Origin of the sequence: Shewanella sp. SP2S2-4, from assembly GCF_031932025.1 — a bacterium.
Lineage (GTDB): Bacteria > Pseudomonadota > Gammaproteobacteria > Enterobacterales > Shewanellaceae > Shewanella > Shewanella baltica.
The window spans coordinates 31,341-55,219 of the sequence record NZ_JAUOER010000032.1; the positions used below are offsets into that span (position 1 = coordinate 31,341).

Below are 23,879 nucleotides of genomic sequence, written 5' to 3' on the forward strand. Positions count from 1 at the left end.
GAATTTCGGGGTGTTACGGGTTAAGTGCACTCATCATACCCGTCAAGGCTGGCTTAGCCTAACTTTGGCTATTTCTATTTTATAACAATAGCTTAAGTTGTACTTGTGTTTATTCTAAGTGGCGTGAGTGTTAGTTATTAGCCTAAAGTCTGTGACCAATAAGATGATAATTTATCCTTTGAAACTAGTCACTTTCGAGATTGAATCTATACTAAAGCTTAACTATTCATCGTAGACGGTGGTTCTGTGGCGTTATTTAAGAAAAGTGCTGATGTTATCGAGGATAAATCCCATAAGCCTAAACAAGGCATTTGGAAAGTTGCCATTATTGATGATGAGCCTGGGATCCATGAGGTGACTCGATTTGCTCTAAAAAATCTGACCTTAGATAATCGGGTATTACAGTTCTATTCCTGTTACAGCGCCGCTGAAGGTTTAGCATTACTTCAAACCGAAACGGATATTGCATTGGCTTTTATTGATGTGGTCATGGAAACCGACCATGCCGGATTAGAGCTAGTTCAAAAAATCCGTACTGAATTAAATAATCACAGCACCCGCATCATTTTACGCACAGGCCAGCCGGGACAGGCGCCTGAAGATCAAGTGATTCGGGACTTTGATATCAATGATTACAAGGCCAAAACAGAGCTTACCGCGGCTCGGCTTAAGTCTTGTGTCTACACTTCACTGCGTTCCTATCGCGATATTAAAATCATCGAGCAAAGCCAGAAGGGGATGGAGAAAGTTATTGCTGCCTCCACCTCGGTACTTAAAAGTCATACATTACATAATTTTGGCAGTGCGGTGCTCGAACAGACTTTGCAGTTACTCAATCTTGAAAGCTCAGCCCTTTATCTCACCAGCTATCATCAAGACCTTTACCTCGATACCCAAATGAATCTTCTGGCCGCCACGGGTGAGATGATCAGTTACTGTGAAGGTGGCAGCGTTGAGACGCTACCTGGGGATGTACGTGAGTATATTATCGAGGCTATCGCGCTAAAAACCTCGCTCGTTCGTGACAATATTTACGTTGGGTTCTATGAGCTAAGTGGTCATGTCACCAGTATTTTATATTTGCAGCACAATACTAAGTTAACGGATTTTCAAGTCAGTATTCTTGAGCTATTTGCGGCCAATGTGAGCTTAACCTTTGAGAATTTGTCGGGCCGTGAAAATGTGCAGCAGACGCAAAGGGAGCTGATTTTAATCATAGGCGATGCCATTGAGCAGCGCAGTAAAGAGACCGGAGCCCATGTACGTCGGGTTGCGCGCATGACTGAAATGCTCGCGATTGCTATCGGCATGCACGCGGACTTTATCGAAACGATTCGTTACGCTGCGCCTTTGCACGATGTCGGTAAAATAGGTATCCCTGAGAGTATCTTACATAAGCCAGGCAAACTTGATGCCGAGGAATGGGCGATCATGCAAACCCATGCGGAGAAAGGCTATAACTTGCTCGCGGGATCAAATCGTATTATTGCCAAAATGGGTGCCCGAATTGCTTATACCCACCATGAGCGTTGGGATGGGCAAGGGTATCCCTGTGGAATTGCTAAGGAAGAAATCCCCATTGAAGGCCGACTCATGGCGATTGTCGATGTGATTGATGCGTTGCTTTCCAAGCGCAGTTATAAAGAGGCGTGGTCAGTCGATGCGGTGCGAGAGTATATTTTGGCGCAATCGGGTAAGCAGTTTGACCCCGTACTGTGTGAAGCGAGTTTAAAACTGTTAGATGCGTTTGCCTCCCTACATATCCATATTCCGGACGAACCGCTATGACCCGAATGCTTGATCGAATCCTATTTGATGTCAGTAAGTCTCAGGTTATTGATGAGGGCGATCTCATTCAAGCATCACAACTTATAGTGAGTTCAATCTGTAAGGGATTACAGATCACGCGGGCGGGCATTTGGTTGTTTGGTCAGGATAATCAGACTATTGCTTGTTATTATTTACTCGACCACCAACAGCCGCAAGAAGCGTTAGTGCTCACTCGCGCGCAGTTTCCCCATTATTTCAGCTTACTCGACAATGAGCGCACCATTGTCGCTAACAAGGCGCAAACGGATCCTGCCACCAAAGAGTTTGTCGACACTTACCTGAAACCGAATCAGATCACCTCTATGCTGGATAGCCCCATTCGTCACCACGGCAAAATGGTGGGGATTATTTGTTCTGAGCATCAAGGTGAGGCGAGGGAATGGACGCGGGATGAGAAGGCGTTTGCTTCGGCACTGGCCGATCTCTTTGGCCGAGCCATGAGTGCTAAAGAGATCCTCGAATACCAACAACAGCTCAAACTCATTAATACCGATTTGGAGCATCAAGTTGAACTACGAACAACGGAACTCGAGACGGCCCTATCGACCTTAAAATCGACCCAAAAGCACTTAATTGAAAATGAAAAAATGGCCGCCTTAGGTAGCTTAGTTGCCGGTGTTGCTCACGAGGTGAATACGCCGCTGGGTATCGCGGTAACATCCGTGACCCATTGTTTGGATGAGTTATCGCTACTAAAAGGGTCATTCGAGAAAAACGATCTCGATGAAGATAAGTTTGTCAGTTTTATCAATACAATGCAGGATGGTTTATGTTTGATTGAACGTAATCTTTCCCGCGCCGCAGAACTAGTTCATAACTTTAAACGCACTGCCGCAGATCAATCGATATTGGAACGTGAGCGCTTTAATTTAAAGAACTATATTTTCCAAATATTTAGTTCATTAAAGCCCTTAATACGTAAGAAAAACATCACTTTAAAAGTCGAACTCGATGACAATATTTTCATTGATTCCTACCCCGGCGCCATCGCTCAGATTTTTACCAATTTAGTCGCTAACAGTTTTCGCCACGCTTTCCCTGATGATTTTGTCGGAGATAAACAGATTGTCATTGTGGTTGAAAAGGAGGGGGCACAGATCAAGATGACTTATCAAGACAATGGCATAGGCATGTCCGATGAGGTGAAAGCCAAAGCATTCGAGCCATTTTTTACCACTGCGCGCCAAAGTGGTGGCACAGGTTTGGGGATGTCGATTATTTATAATCTGGTCACCCAAAAGCTCAATGGAAATGTGTCACTCTTCTCTGCGCCGAATCAGGGGTTACGTATTGAGATGCTGATCCCCGAGCAGTAGCAAGGGCGAAGATTGGTGAGTGCTAGGTTCAACAAATGCGTTTGTCTTTATTGAATAGGGGATTTATTCATCTTATTGAAGCTGAACCTCTTTTAGTGCTTGGAATGCAAACGGCTATTGCGCCATTATTTTCGTTAATCGACTGACTCATCTGCTGTCATCCGTTCTTCCGGCTCGTCGTCTTTTATATGCTACAATCTGGACACTTCACCTAGCTTATCAATCTTAAATATTTCAATGAGAAAAGGCATTTTACTGGCGGGCGGTACTGGCTCGCGTCTTTATCCTATGACGCAGGTTGTCTGTAAGCAATTACTGCCCATTTACGATAAACCTATGATTTATTATCCACTTGTCACCCTGATGCAGTCTGATATTCGGGATATATTGATTATTTGCACTCCCCATTATTTACCGCTATTCAAGGCATTACTCGATAAGCAGGTATTTAATGAAATGTAGCACAACTGAGTTAGCCGAAGTGTTGGTGTTTGAACCGCAAGTCTTTGGGGATGAACGCGGTTTCTTTATGGAGACGTTTAGGCAATCCTATTTTGATGCCTGCTTTGCACTGCGTGGATTCGAGTCATGTGTGTTCGTGCAGGAGAATCACAGCCGTTCGCAACGTAATGTCCTGCGAGGCTTGCATTTTCAACGGCGTAAACCGCAGGGGAAATTAGTGCGAGTCTGTGCAGGGAGCATTTTTGATGTGGCCGTCGATATAAGGCCCGACTCGGCCGCCTATGGGAAATGGGTTGGGCGAGTGCTATCAGCAGAGAATCATCTGCAAATGTGGATCCCACCGGGCTTTGCTCACGGTTTTTATGTTCTCAGTGATTATGCTGAGGTTATTTATCAATGTACCCAATATTATGATCCTGAAGATGAAAGCGTTGTCGCTTGGAACAGTGCAGAGTTTGCCATTGATTGGCCATTAATTACCGCACCGATTTTATCCACGCGAGATAGCCTCGCCAGTACTCCATCATAAAGCCAATCACGGTTTGTATTAAAAGAAAGGACAAGGCTGTGATATCGCCTAAAATGGCACTCGGTGTGCGGATTTCGGCAACCGATTGGGTCGAGAGTGGTTGGGATTTAGCCCAAAGCCTAGTGTTGGCAAAAGCATTAGAGAGTAGAGGTTGCGATTTTATTCATGTGAGTACTGGTGGGTTAAGTCCGCTGCAACAAATCCCTGTCGCTGAGCACTTTCAAGTGCCTTTTGCCGAAGCCATTAAAGCTGAGGTAAACATACCTGTGATTGCCGTGGGCTTAATTACAGATGCTAATAAAGCGGAAACGATTTTGGCTCAAGGGCAGGCCGATGCTATCGCGCTTGCTCGCACTATGCTTTATGACCCACATTGGCCTTGGCATGCGGCAGCAATATTAGGTGCAACTGTGAAAGTGCCGCCACAGTACTTACGTTCATCGCCACATGGGATTAAGTCGCCAATAAAGTAGTGAGCTAATTTGGCAGTGCAGATTTTACTATTGTAAGTTAGTCCTAATGGCAGAAAACAAAACGGGCAAGAATTATCTTGCCCGTTTTGAGGTTTTAACTGCGTACTGATTATTTAATGGGGTCAACACTGGGTCTGGTATACCAAGGCGCACGTGCATCAGTTACATCGAACAAGTTGTACTTACGGCCAAGCATTTGACCGCCGTCGCGGGTCAACGGCATCCATGATAGGAAAGCACGACTATGGGTAGACTTAACCGTCATTAGATCGAATGGGATTGAAATATAGAATCCCTTAGTAAAGCTTCCCTCACCGTATTCATCTGCCGATAGATTAGTTTTAGTCGCAAATGCCCCGACGATAACCCCACTATCAAACTGTTTAGAGAAATCAACCGTTACGCCTTTATCCTCGGTGAGATATTGTCCAGCACTGACTCTGAGTAAGGTATTAGGAAACCACTCAGGTTGGTAATAAGCCGTTGCATGTCCAGTCACTACGCCAGTCTGAACTCGATAGGCACGATTGGTGAGAGGGTCAAATTGATTTTCATCCTTAAAGAACCCAAACATGCTATCGGGATCTCGCTGCTTAGCATAGTTAACATCGAACCCAAAGGCCCATTGACTATTAAGTGGGCGATATAGGAACTCAGTACCAACACCGCCATACATCATCTCTAAATAGCCACCATAGGCTTGATAGGAAATATTATCGCTAAGATTGTCCATCCAAGTGAGTTGCAGGTTATTAACTCTCACTGGGTTATCGTGAACATATTGGCGGATTAAGGTTCTTACGCGTTTTAAGTCGGTGCCGTCTGGTGGCACGTCATATAAAAATTTATCGTAGTTATCGTATAAATTAAGGTAGAGAGAACCGCCAAATTCGAAGTTATCGGTAAATCGATAGTTGGCACTACCTGTAACGCCGATATTAAACATGTAGAAGCCTTCCGAACCACCGAAGGATTGCACCATAGTTGGTGAAATATCAAAGCCAAGCTTGTCTAACCAATTTTTGTCTGAGTTTGTAACTAGTTGGCCTTGAGGTAATGAAGGGACACTGACTTGACTTGCGTCTGTTATCTTCGCATTCAGATAGCCAAAACTTGCTACTTGGGCAAATTTTTCTGCATCAATACGCGTTTCTGTAATCGGCTGGCTATAATGGGTCTCAATTAAGCGATACTCTTTGATTTGAGTCAGATCGCTATTATTGGCAAGTATAGTGGCAGCCCTTTGGTGGGCTTCATTTCTATCACGATATTTAGTTTGCTCACCAACGACAGTAATACTGCCGGTATCGAGATAAATCTTGGCATTGTTATAACCAGCAATAGTTTGCAGTTCTTGAGATACCTTATTCCAGTCAATTGTTGTTTTTAACATTGCTTCTTTAGGCTGAACGATTAAATGAGTGTCAGCTATTTCTGCTTTGATGTATAGGCTGGTGTCAGCCGTCGCAATGATATTTTCTGAAGGGCTAACACTATCTAATGGAATATTTGCTGTTTGCACATGCGTTAATGGTGCCGCTGGTATTGGCTTATATTTAGCTGCAGCAGGATCGCGCTTTATCTGAGTTAAGGTATTGAAATTCGTTTGTAAACTAAAACCGAGCGTCCAAGTATTACCACGTTCATAACTTAAATGCAGATCGACCCAGTCACCAAATCGATACAGTAAACCATAGTTGAATTTGCTGTCCTGTGGCATAGCATTCCGATCGCGGCCACGCACGACAGGGTAATCAGATTGGTAGTCATTGCCGTCATACTCTATTTTTACTCTTAATGGTTCCCATGGCGTTTGGTACTCAACGCCGCCGAATAGTGCAGCACAGCCCTTGAACCAACGCTGATAATCAACAGTTCCCCCTTTACCGCCATAGGAAGTGTCACGATCGCAGTTATAGTTAAGATCCTTTTTATCTGAAGTTAGGTTACCGCTATTACCTATATAGCCCCAGCCAATACCTAAAGTGAAGTCTAGTGGGCCAACCCGTTTGGTTGCAGCAATAAATTCGCCATCGAACAACCCTGTGCCACCAAAGTCGCGTACACCAATAGAGGTTTCTGGGAGCCAATTTGTTTCTTCAAGTAACCGAACTTTAAAGTCAATGCCTTTATCAGTGTACTTAGTGTTACCACTGAAATTGGGGTCGTTACTATAGAGTAAATCCTGTACCTGCGTATAACGTACTGTGGTTTCAAACCAAGGAAACAGTTGTACTGAGGCTGTGAAGTGCTGGTAGTCGTCGTTATAGCTAGTCGCAAAATTAAACTCGCCTTCAGGCGCCATTCGGCCTGTTGGCATTTGCATCAAACCAACACCACCAAAATCTGATTGCGAGGCTAACAGTGTTGGATAAGAAAACTCATCTGCAGTTACCTGGAGTAATGGTAATAATGCCAAAGACAGTGCAGATAATCGGCCTAAGGTATGGATTGTGTGGCTAGACTTTTTCATTACAGAGCCCGATTCCTGAGTAATTCAACAATGTTTTCATTCAGTTGAGTGTAGTCATCAAATAGACTTGAAAACTCAACGTAGAGACTTGCTCCAGGAGCAATATCTTGCTCTTGATGATTCCAATAAGCGATGGGTTGTTTTATCGCTTTGCCATCGGGTTGAATAATCCACACAAAACTTGTTTCAGCATTATCGAGTAACCCTGCTTGTTTGAGGTAATCTTTGCTAGTCTTTTGGCCTTGCCATGCCAAATCCCCTGTTTGAGCTACTGCACCAAGCACTGTAACAGTGCTTGGACGAGGCGGTAAGACTAATAGGAAACGACCATCAATTAGCGAATTGTATGAATCATTGATACGAATAAGGTCAATATCCAGAGGCTGCATTACGCGCTGCCCAAGTTGTAGACTGCGAATAAGTTGTGCGAGCTTAGCCAGTTTTGCGATGTAAGCACTGTCGTCTTTTACTTGGCCCATTTTAGCTAACTGGCTCAAGACTTGCTGACGTTTCGTTTCTAATGCGGCGGTATTTTGAATATCGAGTAATGCCGCACCTAACCAATAAATAGGAACAACCTCTTTATTCGTGGTTTTATTATATGCTGGGAGTTGCTGTAATCCGTCTTGTACTATTTGTTCTATTCGCACTGCTGTCGGGTAGTTTAGTTGAACCTGAGCATCCTGATTCGTAGATGTACTGATGAATAACTGGGTTTCAGCATGAACGGTTGCCGTTAGTGCTGAACTAAGTACAAGTGCCAATGGCGCGATGTAATATCTCATAATGGTTCCACTAAGATGCAAATGGCTTAAGTAAAGTTATATCGATAAAAGGCAGATTGGGTGCTATCTTCTGGCGGCTTTTAATGACGAGCCCATCATCCGGTTTTAACCAAAACTCATTTAAATATTGAATATTAAGACCTTCAACAGATACTAACTCGCTGTAATGCAATGCTTGAGTGGGAGTATCATTTATGAGTATCTTTTCCTCAGCGATAAAATCAAACTGTGAATTAAGTTTATACCCATAATGGTAGCCGGGTTGCCAGTCAAGCGTGCGAGTCCAAGTCTTAGGCGTGCTATTTAGATGCAGACCTAGGAGAATAGGATCGGGTTCTGAACTTTCAATAGCGGCTAAATTGCCTGTGAGCAGACTATGAGTTCTCACCAAACGCCCGTTCACAGTCACTAACATTGCTTTATCTGCAGAGAGCCATTTTAGCTCCATTGCTTCTGGCGCTGGTCTGACAGTGGTGAGGGTGTGTTTTGGTTCTGCTAAGGCTAAAACAACAAATGCTTGAGGTATATCTTCTATCTTGACATAGATGCTAGCGTAGGGATTGGCTTCTATTTGCTCGGTGGTGAGCTTAATATCGCTCTCTCCAATTAAAGCTAATTTAATCGTATCGTTGAGGGCGCTAATTCGTTGACTACAGCCGGCAATACCCATTAATGCAACTGAGGCTGTGAGTAAGATTAATTTTTTATTTATACGCATCCGAGTTGCTTATTCTCAATAGTAATAAATATCTAATGTAGAGATATCTGAGACTTATTTCAATAAATGAAGTGATTCTCACTTTCTCTAAACGAGCAAAAAAAAACAACCGCCAATAGGCGGTTGTTTTATAGCTGCACCAGACGGATTAGTTGGTACCAGTAGTGTTGCTATTAGAAGTTGTAACTGGGTTACCATCAGAGCTGTTAGATATTACAACTGCGCCAGCAATTGCAGCAGCAGCAGCTACACTACCAGCAACAATAACACCAGTGCTAGTGCTTGCAGCAGTACCTGTACCTGCAGCTCCGCCGTCTGCTGCATTTGCAGCCATAGAGCTTAATGCTGTTATTGCAACGATAAGTGCTAGTGAAGTTTTTTTCATCGTGATTCCCTTTTAGAAAAAATTTAAGTGATTTTAGCTAATCTAGTAAAACATGATAGGGGATACTAGCTAAATGATCAATCTTAAATCCTAAAGAGGATTCAGGCTTTCGATTGAAATTTTGCTTAGCTATAAACTAAGCCCATTTATTTTAATGAGTTGTATCATTCATCTTAGACTTGAACAGCTAAACAAACTCACCTTTATAAATCAGTTTTAGTATGAGTTCTGCATCATAGCTGTTAGCGATGAGGTTCTGCGCTATTTTCTGACTTTAAACCAAAAAACGCTTTAAGTTCGTCGATTTGCTCCATGGCATCTTTGTAGCCTAGGTCGATTAACGCGCTGGTGTAGGTTTTTTCAAATAATAGGTAGGACACGATACTAGAATCTGATTGTCTATCAATGCCGATAAAACCGAGTAAGGTTTTTACTGCCCATGGCATGTCATCGTAGAAGCGGGCGGCAATTTTGCTGAGATCTTCGCTGGGCTTGATGACTAAGGTTTTAATTGGATGCAAGGCGAGTTTGTTGCGGCTTGACTCAGGAATCAGGCTTAAGGTGTTATTGATCCTTTCAAGTCGCTCAAGGTCGCTATTTAAAGTGTCGGAAAAGATCGTATCGAGCAGATGGCCCGCTATGGATGCCGTTTTCGGGTGATATTCCAGTTCCATTGGGAAATGCTTGTGAGGACTCTCTAAGTTAATAACTAAGAGTTTTTCGGCGCCTAAATGGATAGGACTTGAGAGCGGTGCCAGCTGGTGGACCGAGCCATCGCCATAATAGGCTTGGTTGAGTTTAATCGAGGGGAACACCATAGGGATGGCCGAACTGGCTAGTAGGTGCTCAGTGTTGAGCATCATACGTTCGCCGCTGCGTCTAGCACGGGTCCAGTTTTCAATATCCCGTGAAGCTTGGAAAAAACTTACTGAGCGTGAGTTGTTGTAGCAAGAGGCATCGACGCTGAGTGCGGTGAGTGCGCCGCTGCGAATATTACGGTCGATGCGTTTAAAATCGATTAATTCATTGAGCAGTTTTCGAAGTGGATCGTTATCGAGCAGACTGCCGGCGTCGGTATTCACCTTATCATCCTGCATGCCTTTGAGAGCCATTTTCCCTAGGTGACCAAGCACGCCCGTGATGGATGCGCGATAGACTTTGCGAGTTTCAAAATGGCGCCATACCCATTCGAGCTTTTTGACACCAAGATGAAAACAGGAAGCATGGGTAGCAATGGAAGTGCCATTAATGGCACCTGCCGAGGTGCCACAAATGATTTTAAAGGGAATGCCATGATTACGCGGATAAAGCTGAACCAGTGCTTTTAGCACGCCGACTTGATAGGCGGCTCTTGCGCCGCCGCCACCTAAGACTAATGCAGTTGATGTAGGCAATCTTCAGACTCAATTTATTGTTTTAATAGTTTTATTAAAGCAACGCCCCCCTATAAAAAGCAAGTCGGTAGACTCAATTAGTTGCAAATTTCGATTTATAGTTTATTCGATTGCTGCAATATTTCGCTTTAAATAATTAATCCGCTGTAACCTTGGTCGTTTGGCTGAGGCCAAAACAATGCTCTGCTGTTGGAAACTCAGCGGTTCTCACTTCTCTGGCGTATTCGGCGCAGGCGTGAGTGATTAAGGGGCTTAGGTCGATATAGCGTTTGGCAAATTTAGGCGTGTAGTCAGAAAATAAGCCTAAAATATCCTCAGTCACGAGCACTTGGCCATCGCAGGCGGGTGAGGCGCCAATGCCGATTACGGGGATTGAGACTTCTGCCGTTACTGTGCGCGCCGCGAGCTCGGATGTGCCTTCAATCAGTATGCTAAAAGCGCCTGCTTGCTCAAAGTCTTTTGCTAAACGAACGAGGGCTTCGATGGCGGCGGCATCCCTTGCTTGGGTTTTAAATCCACCCAATTGATTGACGTGTTGTGGCATCAGTCCTATGTGTGGCATCACAGGGATGCCTCGCTGGGTTAAAAAGCGAGTAGTGTCGAGCATCTCTGCGCCCCCTTCGAGTTTTACCGCCTGCGCGCCAGTACGTATTAATACTTGGCTGGCATGTCTAAAGGCTTGCTGAGGCGATTCTTGATAACTCCCAAAGGGCATATCGATAATCACGCAGGCATGTGCTGCGCCGCGAGTGACAGCAAGACCATGATTAATCATCATTTCTAAGGTAACACCTAGTGTAGAGTCTTGCCCATAAACCACCATACCGACGGAGTCGCCGACGATAATCATATCCACATGGGGATCGATAAGTTCCGCCATCGGTTTTTCATAGGCGGTGAGGGCAACTATGGGCGTTTTACCTTTCATTTTTTGTAAGGTGACGGGCGTAACCCGGTTTTTATTCATGTGGATGCTCATGTCATCTCCAATTCGTTAAATCTGAGAGGGCATGTTAGCGCTTGCCGCTTTGGCGTTAGCTCGATAGATTGACTTAATGTCTAGATAAAAAGACACTTCTACACAGAAAAGTGCTTTTATACAAAAAGTCACTTCTATACGGAAGAGGCTCGATAATACGAAAAGAAGCTTCGATATAAAAATCACCTTGGGCGATAACACCTTGAATCAAGTAACTGACACTCCTTTATCTCAGCAGCACATCACTCAGTACACTCAGGTCGCACCTTCACGTTTAGCCGCCGCAGGGCTAAGCGCGTCCATCATGTTGCTTAAGCGAGCGCTCAAGCCGTTTGAGCATGTGCAGCGCCATCGTCATTCTTGGGGACAAGTCATTTATGCCAGCCAAGGTGTGTTGAGTGTGATCACGCCTGCTGGGCGTTACATTGTGCCGCCTGAACAAGCAGTGTGGGTGCCTCCCTTTGTCGATCATGAGGTTATCGCGCTAAGTCAGGTGCAATTGAGCAGTTTGTATTTGGATGACACCCAGATAGGCGGTTTTCCACCCGACTGTACTTGTTTAAGTGTGAAGCCTGTTTTGCAGTTGCTACTACAAGAGGCTAATGCCTTAGTGCAGAATGAGGCTGGGCTGATTGATCCCGATTTTAAGGCTAGCGTTATACGGCTCTTGATGGTGATCCGTGACTTTATGGTGCTCGCGCCAAAGGTCGCCTTGGATTTACCTTATCCAAGGGATAAAAAATTACTGCGCATTACCGAGGCTTTGCTTGCAGATCCGAGCGAGCAACGCACTTTGGTGGATTGGCAGCGGGAGGTCGGCGCCTCGGCCCGCACGTTAGCGAGATTATTTAAACAGCAAACTGGGCTAAGTTATAACCAATGGTTGCAAAGGCTTAGGTTGCAGGTGGCGATTCAAATGCTCAGCCGAGGTGAATCAGTGCTCACTACAGCGTTATCTTTAGGTTATGCCTCGGGTTCAGCCTTTGGTTATATGTTCAGACAGTTGATGGGCGTCGCTCCGAGTCAATACCTGTTAGCGCAAAGTACAGTGCCAAAAGTACAGTGCCAAAAATACAAAGATAAACAGCCACAGATAAAAAAGTAATGTCGCGAGTGATCGACGAAGGTCAATAAAAGTCCAATAAAAAACGCACTTAAGCTGGGCTTAAGTGCGTTTCGTTTTTGATCGTTAAGCTTTTCTATATTTCGCGTTGAGGCTTAGCCTTTCACTGCGTTTTTCAGGAAGTCGAGCAGTTGATCAAATGGAATATCTTGCTTTTCACCGGTGCGGCGGTTTTTGTATTCAAATACGCCAGCATCGATATTGCGATCACCAATCACCACTGTGTGTGGGATACCAATCAGTTCCATATCGGCAAACATCACACCTGGGCGTTCTTTACGATCGTCCAGTAACACGTCGATACCCGCTTCGTTTAAGTCTTTGTATAACTGCTCGGCGATATCGGTTACGCGGTGCGACTTGTGCATGTTCATTGGCAGAATGCCCACGCTAAATGGTGCAATCGCTTCTGGCCAAATGATGCCACGGTCATCGAAGTTTTGCTCGATGGCTGCGGCCACAATACGGCTCACGCCGACACCGTAACAACCCATCAATAGCACCTGTGACTTGCCGTTTTCGTCAAGTACAGTCGCGTTCATCGATTTAGAGTAGTTAGTACCCAGTTGGAAAATATGACCCACTTCGATACCGCGTGCCATAGCATAAATGCCTGAACCATCTGGTGTTGGCTCGCCTTCGACTACATTACGGATATCGGCAACTTGCGCTAATGGCAGATCGCGTTCCCAGTTGATACCAAAATAATGTTTGTCATCCACATTCGCACCAGCAGCAAAATCGCTCATGACGCTAACGCTGTGATCGATAACGATAGGGATGTTAAGACCGATAGGGCCAAGTGAACCAGGACCTGCGCCAATGGCGTCACGGATCAGCGCTTCTGGCGCCATTTCTACTGGTGATGCCACTAAGTCTAACTTGTCGGCTTTAACTTCATTGAGTTCATGGTCACCGCGAACAATCAGTGCCACTAACGGCGTCGCTTCTGATGCGCCGACGACGATCAAGGTTTTGACGGTTTTAGTGATATCCAGATCAAACTGCTCAACCAATTCAGCAATGGTCTTCGCATTTGGGGTATCGACTAAACGCAATTCTTCAGTGGCTGCGCCGCGAGGCTCAGTGGGCACTGGTGATTCAGCTTTCTCAATGTTAGCCGCGTAATCGCTGCCCGTTGAGTAAGCAATTAAATCTTCACCGCTTTGCGCCAGAACGTGGAACTCGTGTGACATGCTGCCACCGATAGAACCGGTATCAGCTAATACTGGACGGAAGGCTAAGCCCATGCGCGTTAGAATGTTACTATAGGCGTTGTACATGGCCTCATAGGTTTCATTCATGGTATCGACGTCAAGGTGGAAAGAGTAGGCGTCTTTCATCAAGAATTCGCGTGAGCGCATCATGCCAAAACGTGGACGAACTTCGTCACGGAATTTGGTTTGGATTTGGTAAAGGTTCAGCGGTAATTGCTTGTATGAGCTGACTTCTTTACGGATCAGGTCTGTGATCACTTCTTCGTGGGTTGGGCCCAGTACGAAGTCGCGATTGTGGCGATCTTTAAAGCGCAGCAGCTCGGGACCAAACTTTTCCCAACGACCTGTTTCTACCCACAAGTCTGCCGGTTGCACCATAGGCATTAGAATTTCAATTGCACCGGCTTTGTTCATTTCTTCACGAACAATGGCTTCGACTTTACGCAGTACGCGTAAGCCCGTGGGGAGATAGCTATAAAGGCCCGACGCATTACGACGGATCATGCCCGCACGTAACATTAATTGATGACTAATGACTTCTGCGTTGGCAGGAGTTTCTTTCTGTGTTGATAGCAGGTACTTGCTGACGCGCATTACCGATGTCCAAATTTGAGTTGAATGGTCGCCATTTTATCACCTGCTTTGATGATGTCACCTACGTATTTAGGTTAAATTCAACTAGCTGGGAGACAAATAGCATTTTTGAGAAGATTACTGAGCTAAAGGAAAGCGATTTAAGATGCGATTTGTGCTGGCCGATTTAGCTTTTATCACGCCTATCGCCAATCACTTTGGCGGGGTTGCCTGCCACTATCGCCCAGTCGGGCACATCTTTAGTCACTATGCTGCCCATACCAACCACAGCGTGATCGCCAATGGTCACACCATCGACTATGCCGGCCTGAGCGCCAATCCACACATCTTTACCTATAACAATGCCTTTGGAGTTGGCAGCTTGTTGATAGATGGGCGTATCTGGCGCCATGCCATGGTTGAAGGCGTAAAGGGTGACATTATTGGCGATGCGAGTCTGGCTGCCAATCTGAATACCGACCCTGCCACCATCGAAGGAGCAACCATGATTAATCGCGACTTCATCCCCTAGTGTGATGGGCCCGTGCAAAAAACAGTCGGCGGCGATCATGCAACGATTACCCATGCGGATATCACGATTGGGTTCGGCAAATAACTGCGCTTCGGGGGCAATAAAACAGTGCTCGCCGATGTTGACCGTTTCGAGGGCACAAAGCGTTGCTTGGATCTCATCCTGCCAAGGTTTTGCCCAGACTAAATGTTTCTCTTTTAAAGAAAAATACAGCCACGGCATCCAAGAGAGACGCTTTTTATGCTGGCTTTGATAATCAGGCAAAGATGTCGGCTCTGATCTAGGCGTTGGCGCAGACATTTAGCCACATTTCCCCGGTTTGAGTTCTAATACCAAGATGTATTCTTGGTCATTATCATCGACCGCCATGTGCCAGAACACATCTAAATCATAGAGGGTGACTTGATATAACTTAGGATCATCCTTGGATTTTTTGTAGGCGGGGCGCGGATCTTGCCCCAAGACTCCGCGGATAAGTACGGCTAAATCTGTGTAGGTTTCCTGTTGGGCGTAACGCTCAATTTGTGCCTCGGCATTATCGGAATACACCACTGAAATCAGTTTTGGGGCGTCTTGAGCAATGCCGCCGACTGCATCGGTAATCGAATCCGAGAAAGGAATGTAAGGCTTAATATCGATAATGGGCGTGCCATCGACCAGATCCATACCGGAAATTTCGAGGCACACTTTGCCCTTGCGTTGTACTACGCCGTGCAGTTTCACTACTGACTGGCCTATACCATTAGGGCGAAAAGTGGAGCGAGTGGCGAATACGCCGAGTTTTTCATTGCCGCCTAATCGCGGCGGCCTGACTGTGGTTTTCCAACCTTGGGCAAGATTTTCATGGAAGCAAAATAGCAACCAGAGATGGGAATATTGCTCTATGCCACGCACCGCATCGATATGATTTACATGGGGTTCAAGTTCGACATAGCCGCGGGCCTCAACGAGTCCGGGTTGTCTTGGAATGCCAAACTTTTGTTTATAGGGGGTGCGGCATGTCGCTACTGCGACAATTTGGTTGGTAAATGTCATGCAAAAAATTACCTAAAAGGGTAAGTATCACAACCGCCTAAGTTCATCATTCTAAGCTCATCATTAAGGCCCATCTTTGAGCGCTAATTATGCAGCGTTAGCCATGAATCCTTGCTCATGGAACATCAGCCATTAAGCGGTTGATACGGGCAATCTTAGATCATCGAATCGCGAGCAGTGTGTTGCTCGCGTGGGATTTACTCTGCGGTAGCTGTTTTAACTGCTTGGCCGACGCACAGGGCGCGGCTGATACAACCTTGGGCGGCTTCATCTAACATCACACATTGTTTGATGATAATGCCGTTAGCACCTTTATCTGCGGCGTTACGGCGGGCTTCGGTTCTGGCATCGGCTAATGACGCAGGTACGCTGTTGACATCGGCCTGACAGGATTCCCCTTGGACCAAACCTTTTAATTCATAATGACCTTTTGGCAAGGTATCGCCTTCATAGAGGGTGACATCGGATGCCTTGAAATAGTCATTGATCGCCTCACCGTCCAAATTACTGTTAAAACTGTAGTCGCTTGCACAGGCACTGAGTAGGAGCACTAATGCACTTGAGAGGATAATTTTCATGGTTTGACCTGAGATTTGGGGGAAAACTGCGCAGCCTTGGTAGGCTGCGCCGATGCGATATTATTATCTGAGTAAATTCTACCGCTTAAGGTACTTTTGATAAAGCTGCTGATGGCGATTATTCAGATCTATCTGCCGTCCTTCAATCCAGATAGCCTCTATCTTATTGGTCATAGGGTCGAGAATGTCCCCCTCGGACAGTACAACACTGCCTTGGTATCCCACGGCAATCGCCCCTAAATCCTCGACACCTAACAGTTTTGCGGCATCTAAGGTGATGGACTTAAGCGCTTGCTCAGGCGTTAAACCATAGGCGGCGCTATAACCTGCTGCATAGGGTAAGTTACGGCTGTTCCAGTCCGATGAGAACCCAAGGGCAAAGGGAATTCCTGCATTAGCGAGCAAGGAGGGGATTTTAAAGGGCAAATCCACCGGTTCATCTTTACGCTTAGGCAGACTCAAGGTATGAGGATAAATGACCCCAACTTTAACTTCCCTCAGGCTTGAGGCTAAGCGCCATGCATCGTATCCGCCGACAATCACCAGTTTGAATTGGTATTTTTTTGTCAGAGCAATCACTTGCTCAATTTGGCCAACACTGTCGGCATGGGCAAACAGTGTCGCTTTACCTTGGTATAGCGGCAACATGGCCTGCCAGCGAAGGTTGTTGGTCGCGGACTGTGGATCTTCATCCTTGTTGTTATCTTTGCCCTTGGCTTTATCACTTAAGAAATAGCGATAGCCATCTTCAAAGGCGATATTGAGCAGGTCGATCGCCTGCTGATTTTTCTCGATAGCCTTGGCTTTCTCTTTTTCATCTTCAGGCATGCGTTTGATTTGCGGCCAGTAGACATGGAACTGCCCAGCACTGGGGGTCAGTGCATCCTCAATCGTCCACGCATCGAGATCCACTAGTACCGATTGGCCAGCAATACCATCGCCGCTCGGGACGATTTGCGCGTGGGTGATGCCGTTGAACCGTATGGTAGGGATGAGCTCAGAATCTGGATTGTAAGCCGTGGCTGTGCTGATCTGCGGGTTGATATAACCCACCTCGGCGTTATCGACCGTGGGGCGGCTCATTTCAATTTCAACTAAGCCCAAGCTGGTATCTAGGGCAATTAAGCCCGGATATAAGTGTTTACCGCTAGCATCGACGACTTGAGTGTCACTGGTTTCTGCGGTTGCACTGTTGGCTTGGCTGGTGAGTTGAGGCCCAACGGCCGTGATTTTGCCATTTTCAATCAAGACATCAGTGTTGCTGAGCACGCCTTGACTGACTGTGTGCACTGTGGCGTTTTTAATCAGTACGCTGCGACTTTGTTTAGGTGTTGGCACGATATCGCTTGCCATCGCTGGGGCCAGCGTGGTGCAAATCGCGCCCAGTAGCGCGGCAAACAAAACGGGTTTAGATGAATGTTGCATTATTTGGCTCCCTCATGAGTGTGGCCCCATGCCTGATAGTGGGTGTCGCAGTGCCACTGTGGCTCGTTTAGTGGCGTGACTTTTTCACCCGCTTTGGCTTGATCATCACTGCTGAGAATTTTTTGGATCAGTGCGGCGCGCTCGTTGACGACCGCTTGCTGGACAATTTGGTCTTGATCGCGGTCAAAGTAGCGTTTTCCTTCAACCCATGCCTGTGTCACTTTGGCGTAAATCGACAGAGGCTCTGCGTTCCACAGCACGATATCGGCCATTTTCCCTGGGGTGAGTGAACCCACAAATTCATCGACTCTTAATTGCTTGGCCGGATTAATAGTGACCATGTTCCAAGCATCTTCCTTCGACATATTGCAATACATCATAGACTTAGCCGCTTCTTGGTTGAGTCTGCGCTGCATTTCATAGTCGTCTGAGTTTATGCTGGTGGTCACGCCTTTGTTTTGCATCAAACACGCATTTTGTGGAATCGCGTCGTACACCTCAAACTTATAGGCCCACCAATCGGCAAAGGTCGATGCGCCAGCGCCATGGGTGGCCAGTTCACTCGCCACTTTGTAACCTTCGAGCACATGGGTAAAGGTTTGCACTTTAAAGTGATAAGCCTCGGCTAAGCGGATAAACATCAGGATTTCTGACTGCACATAGGAGTGAATGTGCACATCACGCTGCTGATTTAATACTTCGGCCACTGCTTGCAGACGGTAACTTGGGCGCGGTGCAACGGTTTTTTTCTTATCGCTGGAGCGCAGGTCATCATAGGCTTTTAACGCATTTTCATAGGCGATGGCGGCATCGAAGGTCTCTTCAAATAAGGCTTTGACTCCCATACGCGTTTGCGGGAAGCGCTGAACAAATTTCTCTCCCCAGTTGCTCTGCTTAACGTTTTCACCTAAAGCGAACTTGATACTGGCGGGCGCGTTAGCAAATTTAAGTTGCTCGGCCGTTTCGCCCCATTTCATTTTGATCAGTTGCGATTGGCCGCCAATAGGATTGGCGCTGCCGTGGAGTATTTGTGCGCTGGTGACGCCGCCCGCTAAGGCGCGATAGAGTGAAATATCGTCGGGATTAATCACATCACCAATGCGCACCTCAGAGGTTACGGCATCCGTGCCTTCGTTGGTGCCACCATTAATGGCGATATGCGAGTGTTCATCAATAATGCCCGCAGTAAGATGTTTACCTGTTGCATCGAGGACTTGATAACCAGAAGGCGTACTGAGTTGCTGGCCAATTTTTTCGATGCGGCCATTGGCCATCAAGAGATCTGCATGTTCGAGAATGCCTTGCTTATCCGAGGTCCACAGGGTGGCATTTTTGATGTGCAGCTTCTCAATCTTAGGCGCTTCGCTCAGTCCATAAGCGACGTTAGGGTAGGTGAGGTTACTCACTAGACTCGTGTTGGCTTCCTCCTTGGTCGCTTGATTGCTTTCTTGGTCAGCACTATTAACCGCTGCAGTTTGCGCTATCGCAATACCGGCAACATTTGTGGTGCGACTCTTAGCATCGACCATGCGGCCTTGAATACCGTCATCGGCCATCCACAGCGTAAAGCGGCTAAGGCCTTTAATACCTGCGGCGCTCAAATCGGCAGTAAAGCTTAATCGACCGTCGTCATCTAACTTAAGTTGAGTGAGCGCGATGCTTTGTTCGCCACTGCTTAAGCTGCCTTGGATTTTGGGTTTATCACCTTTACTCACATCTTGCAGCGATAAATCCAGCGTGAGGTTATTGAGGCTTAATTGATAATCGCCCAGTAATCTTGCTTGGGGCAGTGAGCGAAGACTTTGCTCCTGACCTTGCAACCAAACACTGTAGATCTGGCCATCTTTAAAGATATTGCCTTTAGTGATAACAAAGTCTGCCATGTAACCGGGTGCGAGTTTGCCGGTAAAATCTGCGGTGCCTGTCATCTCGGCGGCTTGGGTGGTCAGTGCAGCTAAGGCTTGATCTTCAGTTAAACCTTGAGTAATGGCTTGGCGCAGTCGCGGCCAAAAAGCATCGGTCTTAATACCAAATTGTGTTAGTGCGAAAGGAATACCTGCTTTGGCAACTTCTGCTGAATTGGTTGGCGCACGTTCCCACTGTCTTAAATCCGCCAGGGATACTTCGCGATCGGCATCATCTGTCCCGACATCGGGCGCCTGTGGATAGTTTAAAGGTAAGATTAACGGGTAGTTCAGCGCCTTTAACTCATTGATGCGCGAGTATTCTTGACCATTACCGAGCAGGTTGGCTGGCAATTTATGTTCTTTGAGTAAATGGGCGGCACGCAATTGATCGTTGAGATTTTTGGTTTCAAAGATAATTTGCTTATCGGCTAAATTATCTAAGCGCTCAAAGGCGATATTAAATTCGACTTGATTGTTTATTGCGCCATTGGCCGATTTGTTTTTATTTTGGTTATACCAATTGGCGTCGGCAAAGGTTTGTCTAATAAGCGCAATACTGCCCATTAATGATGACGGATAATCTTGTTCAGATGAGCCTTTATCAAATGCCATAAAAGGTTGACTACGGGCGCGATAAATCACTTCGTTGGCGGTTTTGTCTGCTAATGACAGACTGACAGCCGTCCCTCGGAAGATTCCGTCGAGTTTGCTACTTTGCACACTCGTAAAGCCATTATTGATCCACTCTTTCGCGCGTTCTTTATTGGGATAAACGTAATTAAACCATTCTTTTTCAGAATGAATTGCGCCATTGTCTGCATTGCCGCCGATACGTTTAATATCGTAGACAGGACGAGTGAGCCCAAGTTTTGGATATTCGAACTCAATCCCATAATCGGTGAAAGGATCGATAAATCCAGGGTAAATAGTATAACCACTCAAATCGATTTTAAATGCGCCAGCTGGAATGTCACCGTGCTCAACAATGGCTTTAATTCGATTATTTTCAACCAATAAAGTGGCATCGCTTAAACGCTTACCCGGCGCAATGATTAATTCAGCATGGGTAAAAGCCGTGAGTTTATTGGAGGTTGTCCCTGTATTGATTTGGGCATATGTGGTCTGTGAGACTAAGCTAGCGATCATGCTGCAGCTTATAATTATCTTATTGTTTATCTGCATTATTTTATTCAATCGAGTGAGGGTGAATAAAGAGTAACTGAAAGCAGATGTAAATACTAAGGTTGAATTGTAACGCAATTTGAGCGGGAATGAGGCGTGGGATTAACGCTTGTTGTTTTAGATTGCAGTCAATAATGGATATAAAAAAGCCCGCAATGAATGCGAGCTTTTATGCAAATGGATGTTGGTTACTCGAACCGCCACACCGAATTGGATTAGATTAAGAAATCTTCCATAGAACGACCTTTATTGATCTCGTTCTTAAATACGGTTGGCATACGGCCTTGGCCAGTCCACTGAACCATTTCACCGTCAACTTCGATTTGGTATTTAGCTGGACGAGGAGCGCGTTTCTTCGCGGTTGCTTTAACAGCTACGCCACCTAAGTCATCAATTGATAAACCAACGGCTTCCATTTGTTGACGGATTTCTTCAATCTTAGCATTACGAGCTGCCATGGCTTGTTCTTCTTCCTCAGCCATAGACTCGCGTTCTACTAAAATTTTATCTAATTTGTCTGCTAAATCACGTAACTCTTCAACGCTAAGTTCTTTAACTGCTGCTTTAAAACGACGGCCGTGAGTTAATATCTCTAAAAATTCGCTCATATCTATTTTCGTCCCACTCTAATTTTTAATACAGGATAATGGTGAACAACACCTAAATGATAGAAACTAATATAGCTCGAATCAAATAAAATTATGCGTTTTAAGTAAATTAAATATTATTTATATTTTGAACTTTTCTTATTTACTCAAATAAGTGTCCAAAAAAGTAGCCGTTGCGCGGATTAAAAAATGCAAACAGGCGTTTGACTTTGGTTGACGTTAACGTTAACAGGACGTAAAGTTGCTCTATCCTGCATTGGTATTAACCAATGTTTTGTCCATGTACATGAAAGTGTAGGAAGGAAACCCTATGAAAGTATTGGTGCCCGTTAAGCGCGTTGTTGATGCCAATGTGAAGGTCAGGGTCAAAGCTGACAATACAAGTGTTGACACTGCAAACCTAAAAATGGCGTTGAACCCTTTTTGTGAAATCGCAGTAGAAGAAGCGGTTCGTTTAAAAGAAGCGGGTAGCGCTACTGAAGTGGTTGTTGTCAGTATTGGTAATAAAGCCGTTCAAGAACAATTACGTACTGCGCTCGCATTAGGTGCAGACCGTGCGATTCATATCGATACTGAAGACGAACTGGTGCCAGTATCTATCGCCAAATTGCTCAAAGCGGTACAAGACAAAGAACAAGCTGAACTGGTGATTTTTGGTAAGCAATCTATCGATGGCGATAACAATCAAACCGGTCAAATGTTCGCAGCGCTGATGGATATGCCACAGGCGACCTTTGCTTCTGAAATCAAATTAGAAGGTCATTCTGTGCAAGTCGCTCGCGAAGTTGACGGCGGTATGCAAACCTTACTTATGCCGCTGCCTGCGGTTGTGACTGCCGATCTACGTTTGAACGAACCTCGTTATGCTTCACTGCCTAACATTATGAAAGCCAAGCGTAAGCCATTAGAAGTCTTTACTGTGGCCGACTTAGGCGTGACATTAAAGAGTCACCAAACGGTTGTGAAGGTCACTCCGCCAGCAGAACGTAAAGCAGGCATAATGGTAGCGTCGGTAGCTGAGCTAGTTGAAAAGTTAAAAAATGAAGCGAAGGTGATCTAAATGGCCATTTTAGTATTAGCTGAACATGATAATGCCGCACTGAAACTCGATACGGCAAAAATCGTCACTGCCGCCCGCGCCATTGGCGATGAAGTGCATGTATTGGTTGCGGGTCACCAATGTGGCGCGGTTGTCCAAGCTGCACAGGCACTACAAGGCGTTAGCCAAGTGCTCGTTGCCGATGCCAGCGTGTATGAAGCGCATTTAGCGGAAAATTTTGCCAAATTGCTGGTGGACTTAGCCCCTAACTATAGCCACATTCTGGCTTCGGCTTCGAGCTTAGGTAAGGACACGCTTCCGCGCGTGGCGGCATTATTAGATGTTGCGCAAATCTCTGAAGTCATTACCGTCGTTAGTGCGGACACTTTTGTGCGCCCTGTGTATGCGGGCAACGCCTTAGCGACAGTGCAAAGCCATGATGCTATCAAAGTGATGACAGTGCGCGCCAGTGCCTTTGATGCTGCGCCAGAAGGTAACAGCGCGGCTGTGACGACACTCGATAAAGTGTTTGAAGCGAGAACTCAGTTTGTTTCTCAATCTTTGACGGTATCAGCTCGTCCAGAATTAGGTAATGCTGGCATTATCGTATCTGGCGGCCGAGGCATGGGCAGTGGTGAAAACTTCGGCATGTTAGAGCAGCTTGCTGACAAGCTCGGTGCTGCGGTTGGCGCATCTCGCGCAGCCGTTGACGCGGGTTTTGTGCCTAACGATTTACAAGTGGGTCAAACTGGTAAGATTGTGGCGCCTAATCTCTATATTGCAGTGGGTATTTCTGGCGCGATTCAACATTTAGCGGGTATGAAAGACGCGAAAGTTATCGTTGCTATCAACAAAGACGCTGAAGCGCCTATTTTCCAAGTTGCCGATTATGGCTTAGTTGCGGACTTATTTGAGGCGGTTCCTGAGCTGATCACAAGTCTCGGTTGATTTAATCTGTGATCTAGGTCACATTAAGTGGCTTTGCGGTAGCATCTGCTAAGCCGCTTATGTTTTTATGTGCCTCACGCCCGCGTACGGGCGTTCTTAGAAGTAGAGGCGCGCCAAATATTAGTAGTGATCAGTAGGGTGATTCCGTTGATCGATTGCGAAAGGATTTGGTGCCGAAGTGGTTCGATTTATCACGATCAACTGCTGGGGTTGCACTTAATAGGTGCAACACTGCCATAGTATTTTCCGATACGGATGTTGGAAATAGTTACTATGGAGCGCTACTGATAGGACAGGTGACCTTGGGTATCTATTGCCTTTCCCCACCAGTTCAGTCGCCCTCCATTCGTATTTAACGAAGATAATAA

General features: G+C 45.9%; 19 protein-coding genes, 2 pseudogenes and 1 riboswitch. Of the genes and pseudogenes, 8 read left to right on the forward strand and 13 right to left on the reverse strand.

What is annotated here, in order from left to right; translation table 11 throughout:
- Positions 1 to 246: 246 nt before the first annotated feature.
- The 5 genes and pseudogenes from Q4Q54_RS19675 to Q4Q54_RS19695 all read left to right on the forward strand — a co-directional run.
- Positions 247 to 1,788 (forward strand): DUF3369 domain-containing protein, encoded by a 1,542-nt coding sequence (locus tag Q4Q54_RS19675; RefSeq protein ID WP_311989342.1) that lies wholly within the window; start codon positions 247 to 249, stop codon positions 1,786 to 1,788.
- Positions 1,785 to 3,146, forward strand: a complete 1,362-nt coding sequence (locus tag Q4Q54_RS19680; protein ID WP_311989343.1) for a GAF domain-containing sensor histidine kinase — start codon at positions 1,785 to 1,787, stop codon at positions 3,144 to 3,146. The genes Q4Q54_RS19675 and Q4Q54_RS19680 overlap by 4 nt, the downstream gene beginning before the upstream one ends.
- Positions 3,147 to 3,383: 237 nt before the next feature.
- Positions 3,384 to 3,581, forward strand: a pseudogene (locus Q4Q54_RS19685) (sugar phosphate nucleotidyltransferase); the annotation flags it as partial.
- A 16-nt stretch (positions 3,582 to 3,597) separates the two neighbouring features.
- Positions 3,598 to 4,137: a dTDP-4-dehydrorhamnose 3,5-epimerase gene (gene rfbC, locus Q4Q54_RS19690; protein ID WP_311989344.1), complete on the forward strand. Its 540-nt coding sequence runs from the start codon at positions 3,598 to 3,600 to the stop codon at positions 4,135 to 4,137.
- A 32-nt stretch (positions 4,138 to 4,169) separates the two neighbouring features.
- Positions 4,170 to 4,610, forward strand: a pseudogene (locus tag Q4Q54_RS19695) (tRNA-dihydrouridine synthase); the annotation flags it as partial.
- 109 nt (positions 4,611 to 4,719) lie between these two features.
- Here Q4Q54_RS19695 and Q4Q54_RS19700 read toward each other — a convergent pair.
- The 6 genes from Q4Q54_RS19700 to panB form a co-directional block, all read right to left on the reverse strand.
- On the reverse strand, positions 4,720 to 7,083 hold the full coding sequence (locus Q4Q54_RS19700) for a YjbH domain-containing protein (protein WP_311989345.1): 2,364 nt from the start codon (positions 7,081 to 7,083) through the stop codon (positions 4,720 to 4,722).
- Complete coding sequence (locus tag Q4Q54_RS19705) at positions 7,083 to 7,868, reverse strand: capsule biosynthesis GfcC family protein (RefSeq protein ID WP_011847261.1); 786 nt, start codon at positions 7,866 to 7,868, stop codon at positions 7,083 to 7,085. The genes Q4Q54_RS19700 and Q4Q54_RS19705 overlap by 1 nt, the downstream gene beginning before the upstream one ends.
- 10 nt (positions 7,869 to 7,878) lie before the next feature.
- On the reverse strand, positions 7,879 to 8,586 hold the full coding sequence (locus Q4Q54_RS19710) for a YjbF family lipoprotein (protein ID WP_311989346.1): 708 nt from the start codon (positions 8,584 to 8,586) through the stop codon (positions 7,879 to 7,881).
- Between the two features lie 148 nt (positions 8,587 to 8,734).
- Positions 8,735 to 8,971, reverse strand: a complete 237-nt coding sequence (locus Q4Q54_RS19715) for a hypothetical protein (RefSeq protein ID WP_311989347.1) — start codon at positions 8,969 to 8,971, stop codon at positions 8,735 to 8,737.
- A gap of 242 nt (positions 8,972 to 9,213) precedes the next feature.
- A complete protein-coding gene (locus Q4Q54_RS19720; RefSeq protein ID WP_311989348.1) occupies positions 9,214 to 10,365 on the reverse strand; it encodes a patatin-like phospholipase family protein in 1,152 nt (383 codons plus the stop codon).
- 136 nt (positions 10,366 to 10,501) lie between these two features.
- Positions 10,502 to 11,344, reverse strand: coding sequence for a 3-methyl-2-oxobutanoate hydroxymethyltransferase (panB, locus tag Q4Q54_RS19725; RefSeq protein WP_259571392.1), 843 nt, complete (start codon positions 11,342 to 11,344; stop codon positions 10,502 to 10,504).
- Between the two features lie 187 nt (positions 11,345 to 11,531).
- Here panB and Q4Q54_RS19730 point away from each other — a divergent pair, with 187 nt between their 5' ends.
- Positions 11,532 to 12,449, forward strand: a complete 918-nt coding sequence (locus Q4Q54_RS19730; RefSeq protein WP_311989349.1) for a helix-turn-helix transcriptional regulator — start codon at positions 11,532 to 11,534, stop codon at positions 12,447 to 12,449.
- A gap of 113 nt (positions 12,450 to 12,562) precedes the next feature.
- Here Q4Q54_RS19730 and Q4Q54_RS19735 read toward each other — a convergent pair whose 3' ends face one another.
- From Q4Q54_RS19735 to Q4Q54_RS19765, 7 genes are all read right to left on the reverse strand, one after another.
- On the reverse strand, positions 12,563 to 14,278 hold the full coding sequence (locus Q4Q54_RS19735; protein WP_311989350.1) for a proline--tRNA ligase: 1,716 nt from the start codon (positions 14,276 to 14,278) through the stop codon (positions 12,563 to 12,565).
- A gap of 166 nt (positions 14,279 to 14,444) precedes the next feature.
- A complete protein-coding gene (locus tag Q4Q54_RS19740; RefSeq protein ID WP_311989351.1) occupies positions 14,445 to 15,089 on the reverse strand; it encodes an acyltransferase in 645 nt (214 codons plus the stop codon).
- Entirely contained in the window at positions 15,090 to 15,824 is a 735-nt protein-coding gene (gene tsaA, locus Q4Q54_RS19745; protein WP_311989352.1) for a tRNA (N6-threonylcarbamoyladenosine(37)-N6)-methyltransferase TrmO, read from the reverse strand.
- A gap of 197 nt (positions 15,825 to 16,021) precedes the next feature.
- Complete coding sequence (rcsF, locus tag Q4Q54_RS19750) at positions 16,022 to 16,402, reverse strand: Rcs stress response system protein RcsF (protein ID WP_006082342.1); 381 nt, start codon at positions 16,400 to 16,402, stop codon at positions 16,022 to 16,024.
- A 78-nt stretch (positions 16,403 to 16,480) separates the two neighbouring features.
- Positions 16,481 to 17,827: an amidohydrolase family protein gene (locus Q4Q54_RS19755; RefSeq protein ID WP_311989353.1), complete on the reverse strand. Its 1,347-nt coding sequence runs from the start codon at positions 17,825 to 17,827 to the stop codon at positions 16,481 to 16,483.
- The gene (locus tag Q4Q54_RS19760) at positions 17,827 to 20,916 is read right to left on the reverse strand and encodes an amidohydrolase family protein (protein ID WP_311989354.1); all 3,090 of its coding nucleotides are present in this window, start codon (positions 20,914 to 20,916) and stop codon (positions 17,827 to 17,829) included. Before Q4Q54_RS19760 ends, Q4Q54_RS19755 begins: the two co-directional genes overlap by 1 nt.
- 215 nt (positions 20,917 to 21,131) lie before the next feature.
- Entirely contained in the window at positions 21,132 to 21,524 is a 393-nt protein-coding gene (locus tag Q4Q54_RS19765) for an H-NS family nucleoid-associated regulatory protein (protein ID WP_006082339.1), read from the reverse strand.
- A gap of 310 nt (positions 21,525 to 21,834) precedes the next feature.
- Here Q4Q54_RS19765 and Q4Q54_RS19770 point away from each other — a divergent pair, with 310 nt between their 5' ends.
- A complete protein-coding gene (locus tag Q4Q54_RS19770; RefSeq protein ID WP_106651012.1) occupies positions 21,835 to 22,584 on the forward strand; it encodes an electron transfer flavoprotein subunit beta/FixA family protein in 750 nt (249 codons plus the stop codon).
- Positions 22,585 to 23,511, forward strand: coding sequence for an electron transfer flavoprotein subunit alpha/FixB family protein (locus tag Q4Q54_RS19775; RefSeq protein ID WP_106651011.1), 927 nt, complete (start codon positions 22,585 to 22,587; stop codon positions 23,509 to 23,511).
- Between the two features lie 95 nt (positions 23,512 to 23,606).
- Positions 23,607 to 23,803: riboswitch (Lysine riboswitch) on the forward strand.
- The last annotated feature ends 76 nt before the right edge of the window (positions 23,804 to 23,879 follow it).

What these genes read in the sequence shown, in the direction of transcription:
- Q4Q54_RS19680 (WP_311989343.1), top strand. Translation starts at nt 1,785, where the DNA reads ATGACCCGAATGCTTGATCGAATCCTATTTGATGTCAGTAAGTCTCAG.
- rfbC (WP_311989344.1), top strand. Translation starts at nt 3,598, where the DNA reads ATGAAATGTAGCACAACTGAGTTAGCCGAAGTGTTGGTGTTTGAACCG.
- Q4Q54_RS19700 (WP_311989345.1), bottom strand. Translation starts at nt 7,083, where the DNA reads ATGAAAAAGTCTAGCCACACAATCCATACCTTAGGCCGATTATCTGCA.
- Q4Q54_RS19705 (WP_011847261.1), bottom strand. Translation starts at nt 7,868, where the DNA reads ATGAGATATTACATCGCGCCATTGGCACTTGTACTTAGTTCAGCACTA.
- Q4Q54_RS19710 (WP_311989346.1), bottom strand. Translation starts at nt 8,586, where the DNA reads ATGCGTATAAATAAAAAATTAATCTTACTCACAGCCTCAGTTGCATTA.
- Q4Q54_RS19715 (WP_311989347.1), bottom strand. Translation starts at nt 8,971, where the DNA reads ATGAAAAAAACTTCACTAGCACTTATCGTTGCAATAACAGCATTAAGC.
- panB (WP_259571392.1), bottom strand. Translation starts at nt 11,344, where the DNA reads ATGAGCATCCACATGAATAAAAACCGGGTTACGCCCGTCACCTTACAA.
- Q4Q54_RS19735 (WP_311989350.1), bottom strand. Translation starts at nt 14,278, where the DNA reads ATGCGCGTCAGCAAGTACCTGCTATCAACACAGAAAGAAACTCCTGCC.
- Q4Q54_RS19740 (WP_311989351.1), bottom strand. Translation starts at nt 15,089, where the DNA reads ATGTCTGCGCCAACGCCTAGATCAGAGCCGACATCTTTGCCTGATTAT.
- tsaA (WP_311989352.1), bottom strand. Translation starts at nt 15,824, where the DNA reads ATGACATTTACCAACCAAATTGTCGCAGTAGCGACATGCCGCACCCCC.
- rcsF (WP_006082342.1), bottom strand. Translation starts at nt 16,402, where the DNA reads ATGAAAATTATCCTCTCAAGTGCATTAGTGCTCCTACTCAGTGCCTGT.
- Q4Q54_RS19755 (WP_311989353.1), bottom strand. Translation starts at nt 17,827, where the DNA reads ATGCAACATTCATCTAAACCCGTTTTGTTTGCCGCGCTACTGGGCGCG.
- Q4Q54_RS19760 (WP_311989354.1), bottom strand. Translation starts at nt 20,916, where the DNA reads ATGCAGATAAACAATAAGATAATTATAAGCTGCAGCATGATCGCTAGC.
- Q4Q54_RS19765 (WP_006082339.1), bottom strand. Translation starts at nt 21,524, where the DNA reads ATGAGCGAATTTTTAGAGATATTAACTCACGGCCGTCGTTTTAAAGCA.
- Q4Q54_RS19770 (WP_106651012.1), top strand. Translation starts at nt 21,835, where the DNA reads ATGAAAGTATTGGTGCCCGTTAAGCGCGTTGTTGATGCCAATGTGAAG.
- Q4Q54_RS19775 (WP_106651011.1), top strand. Translation starts at nt 22,585, where the DNA reads ATGGCCATTTTAGTATTAGCTGAACATGATAATGCCGCACTGAAACTC.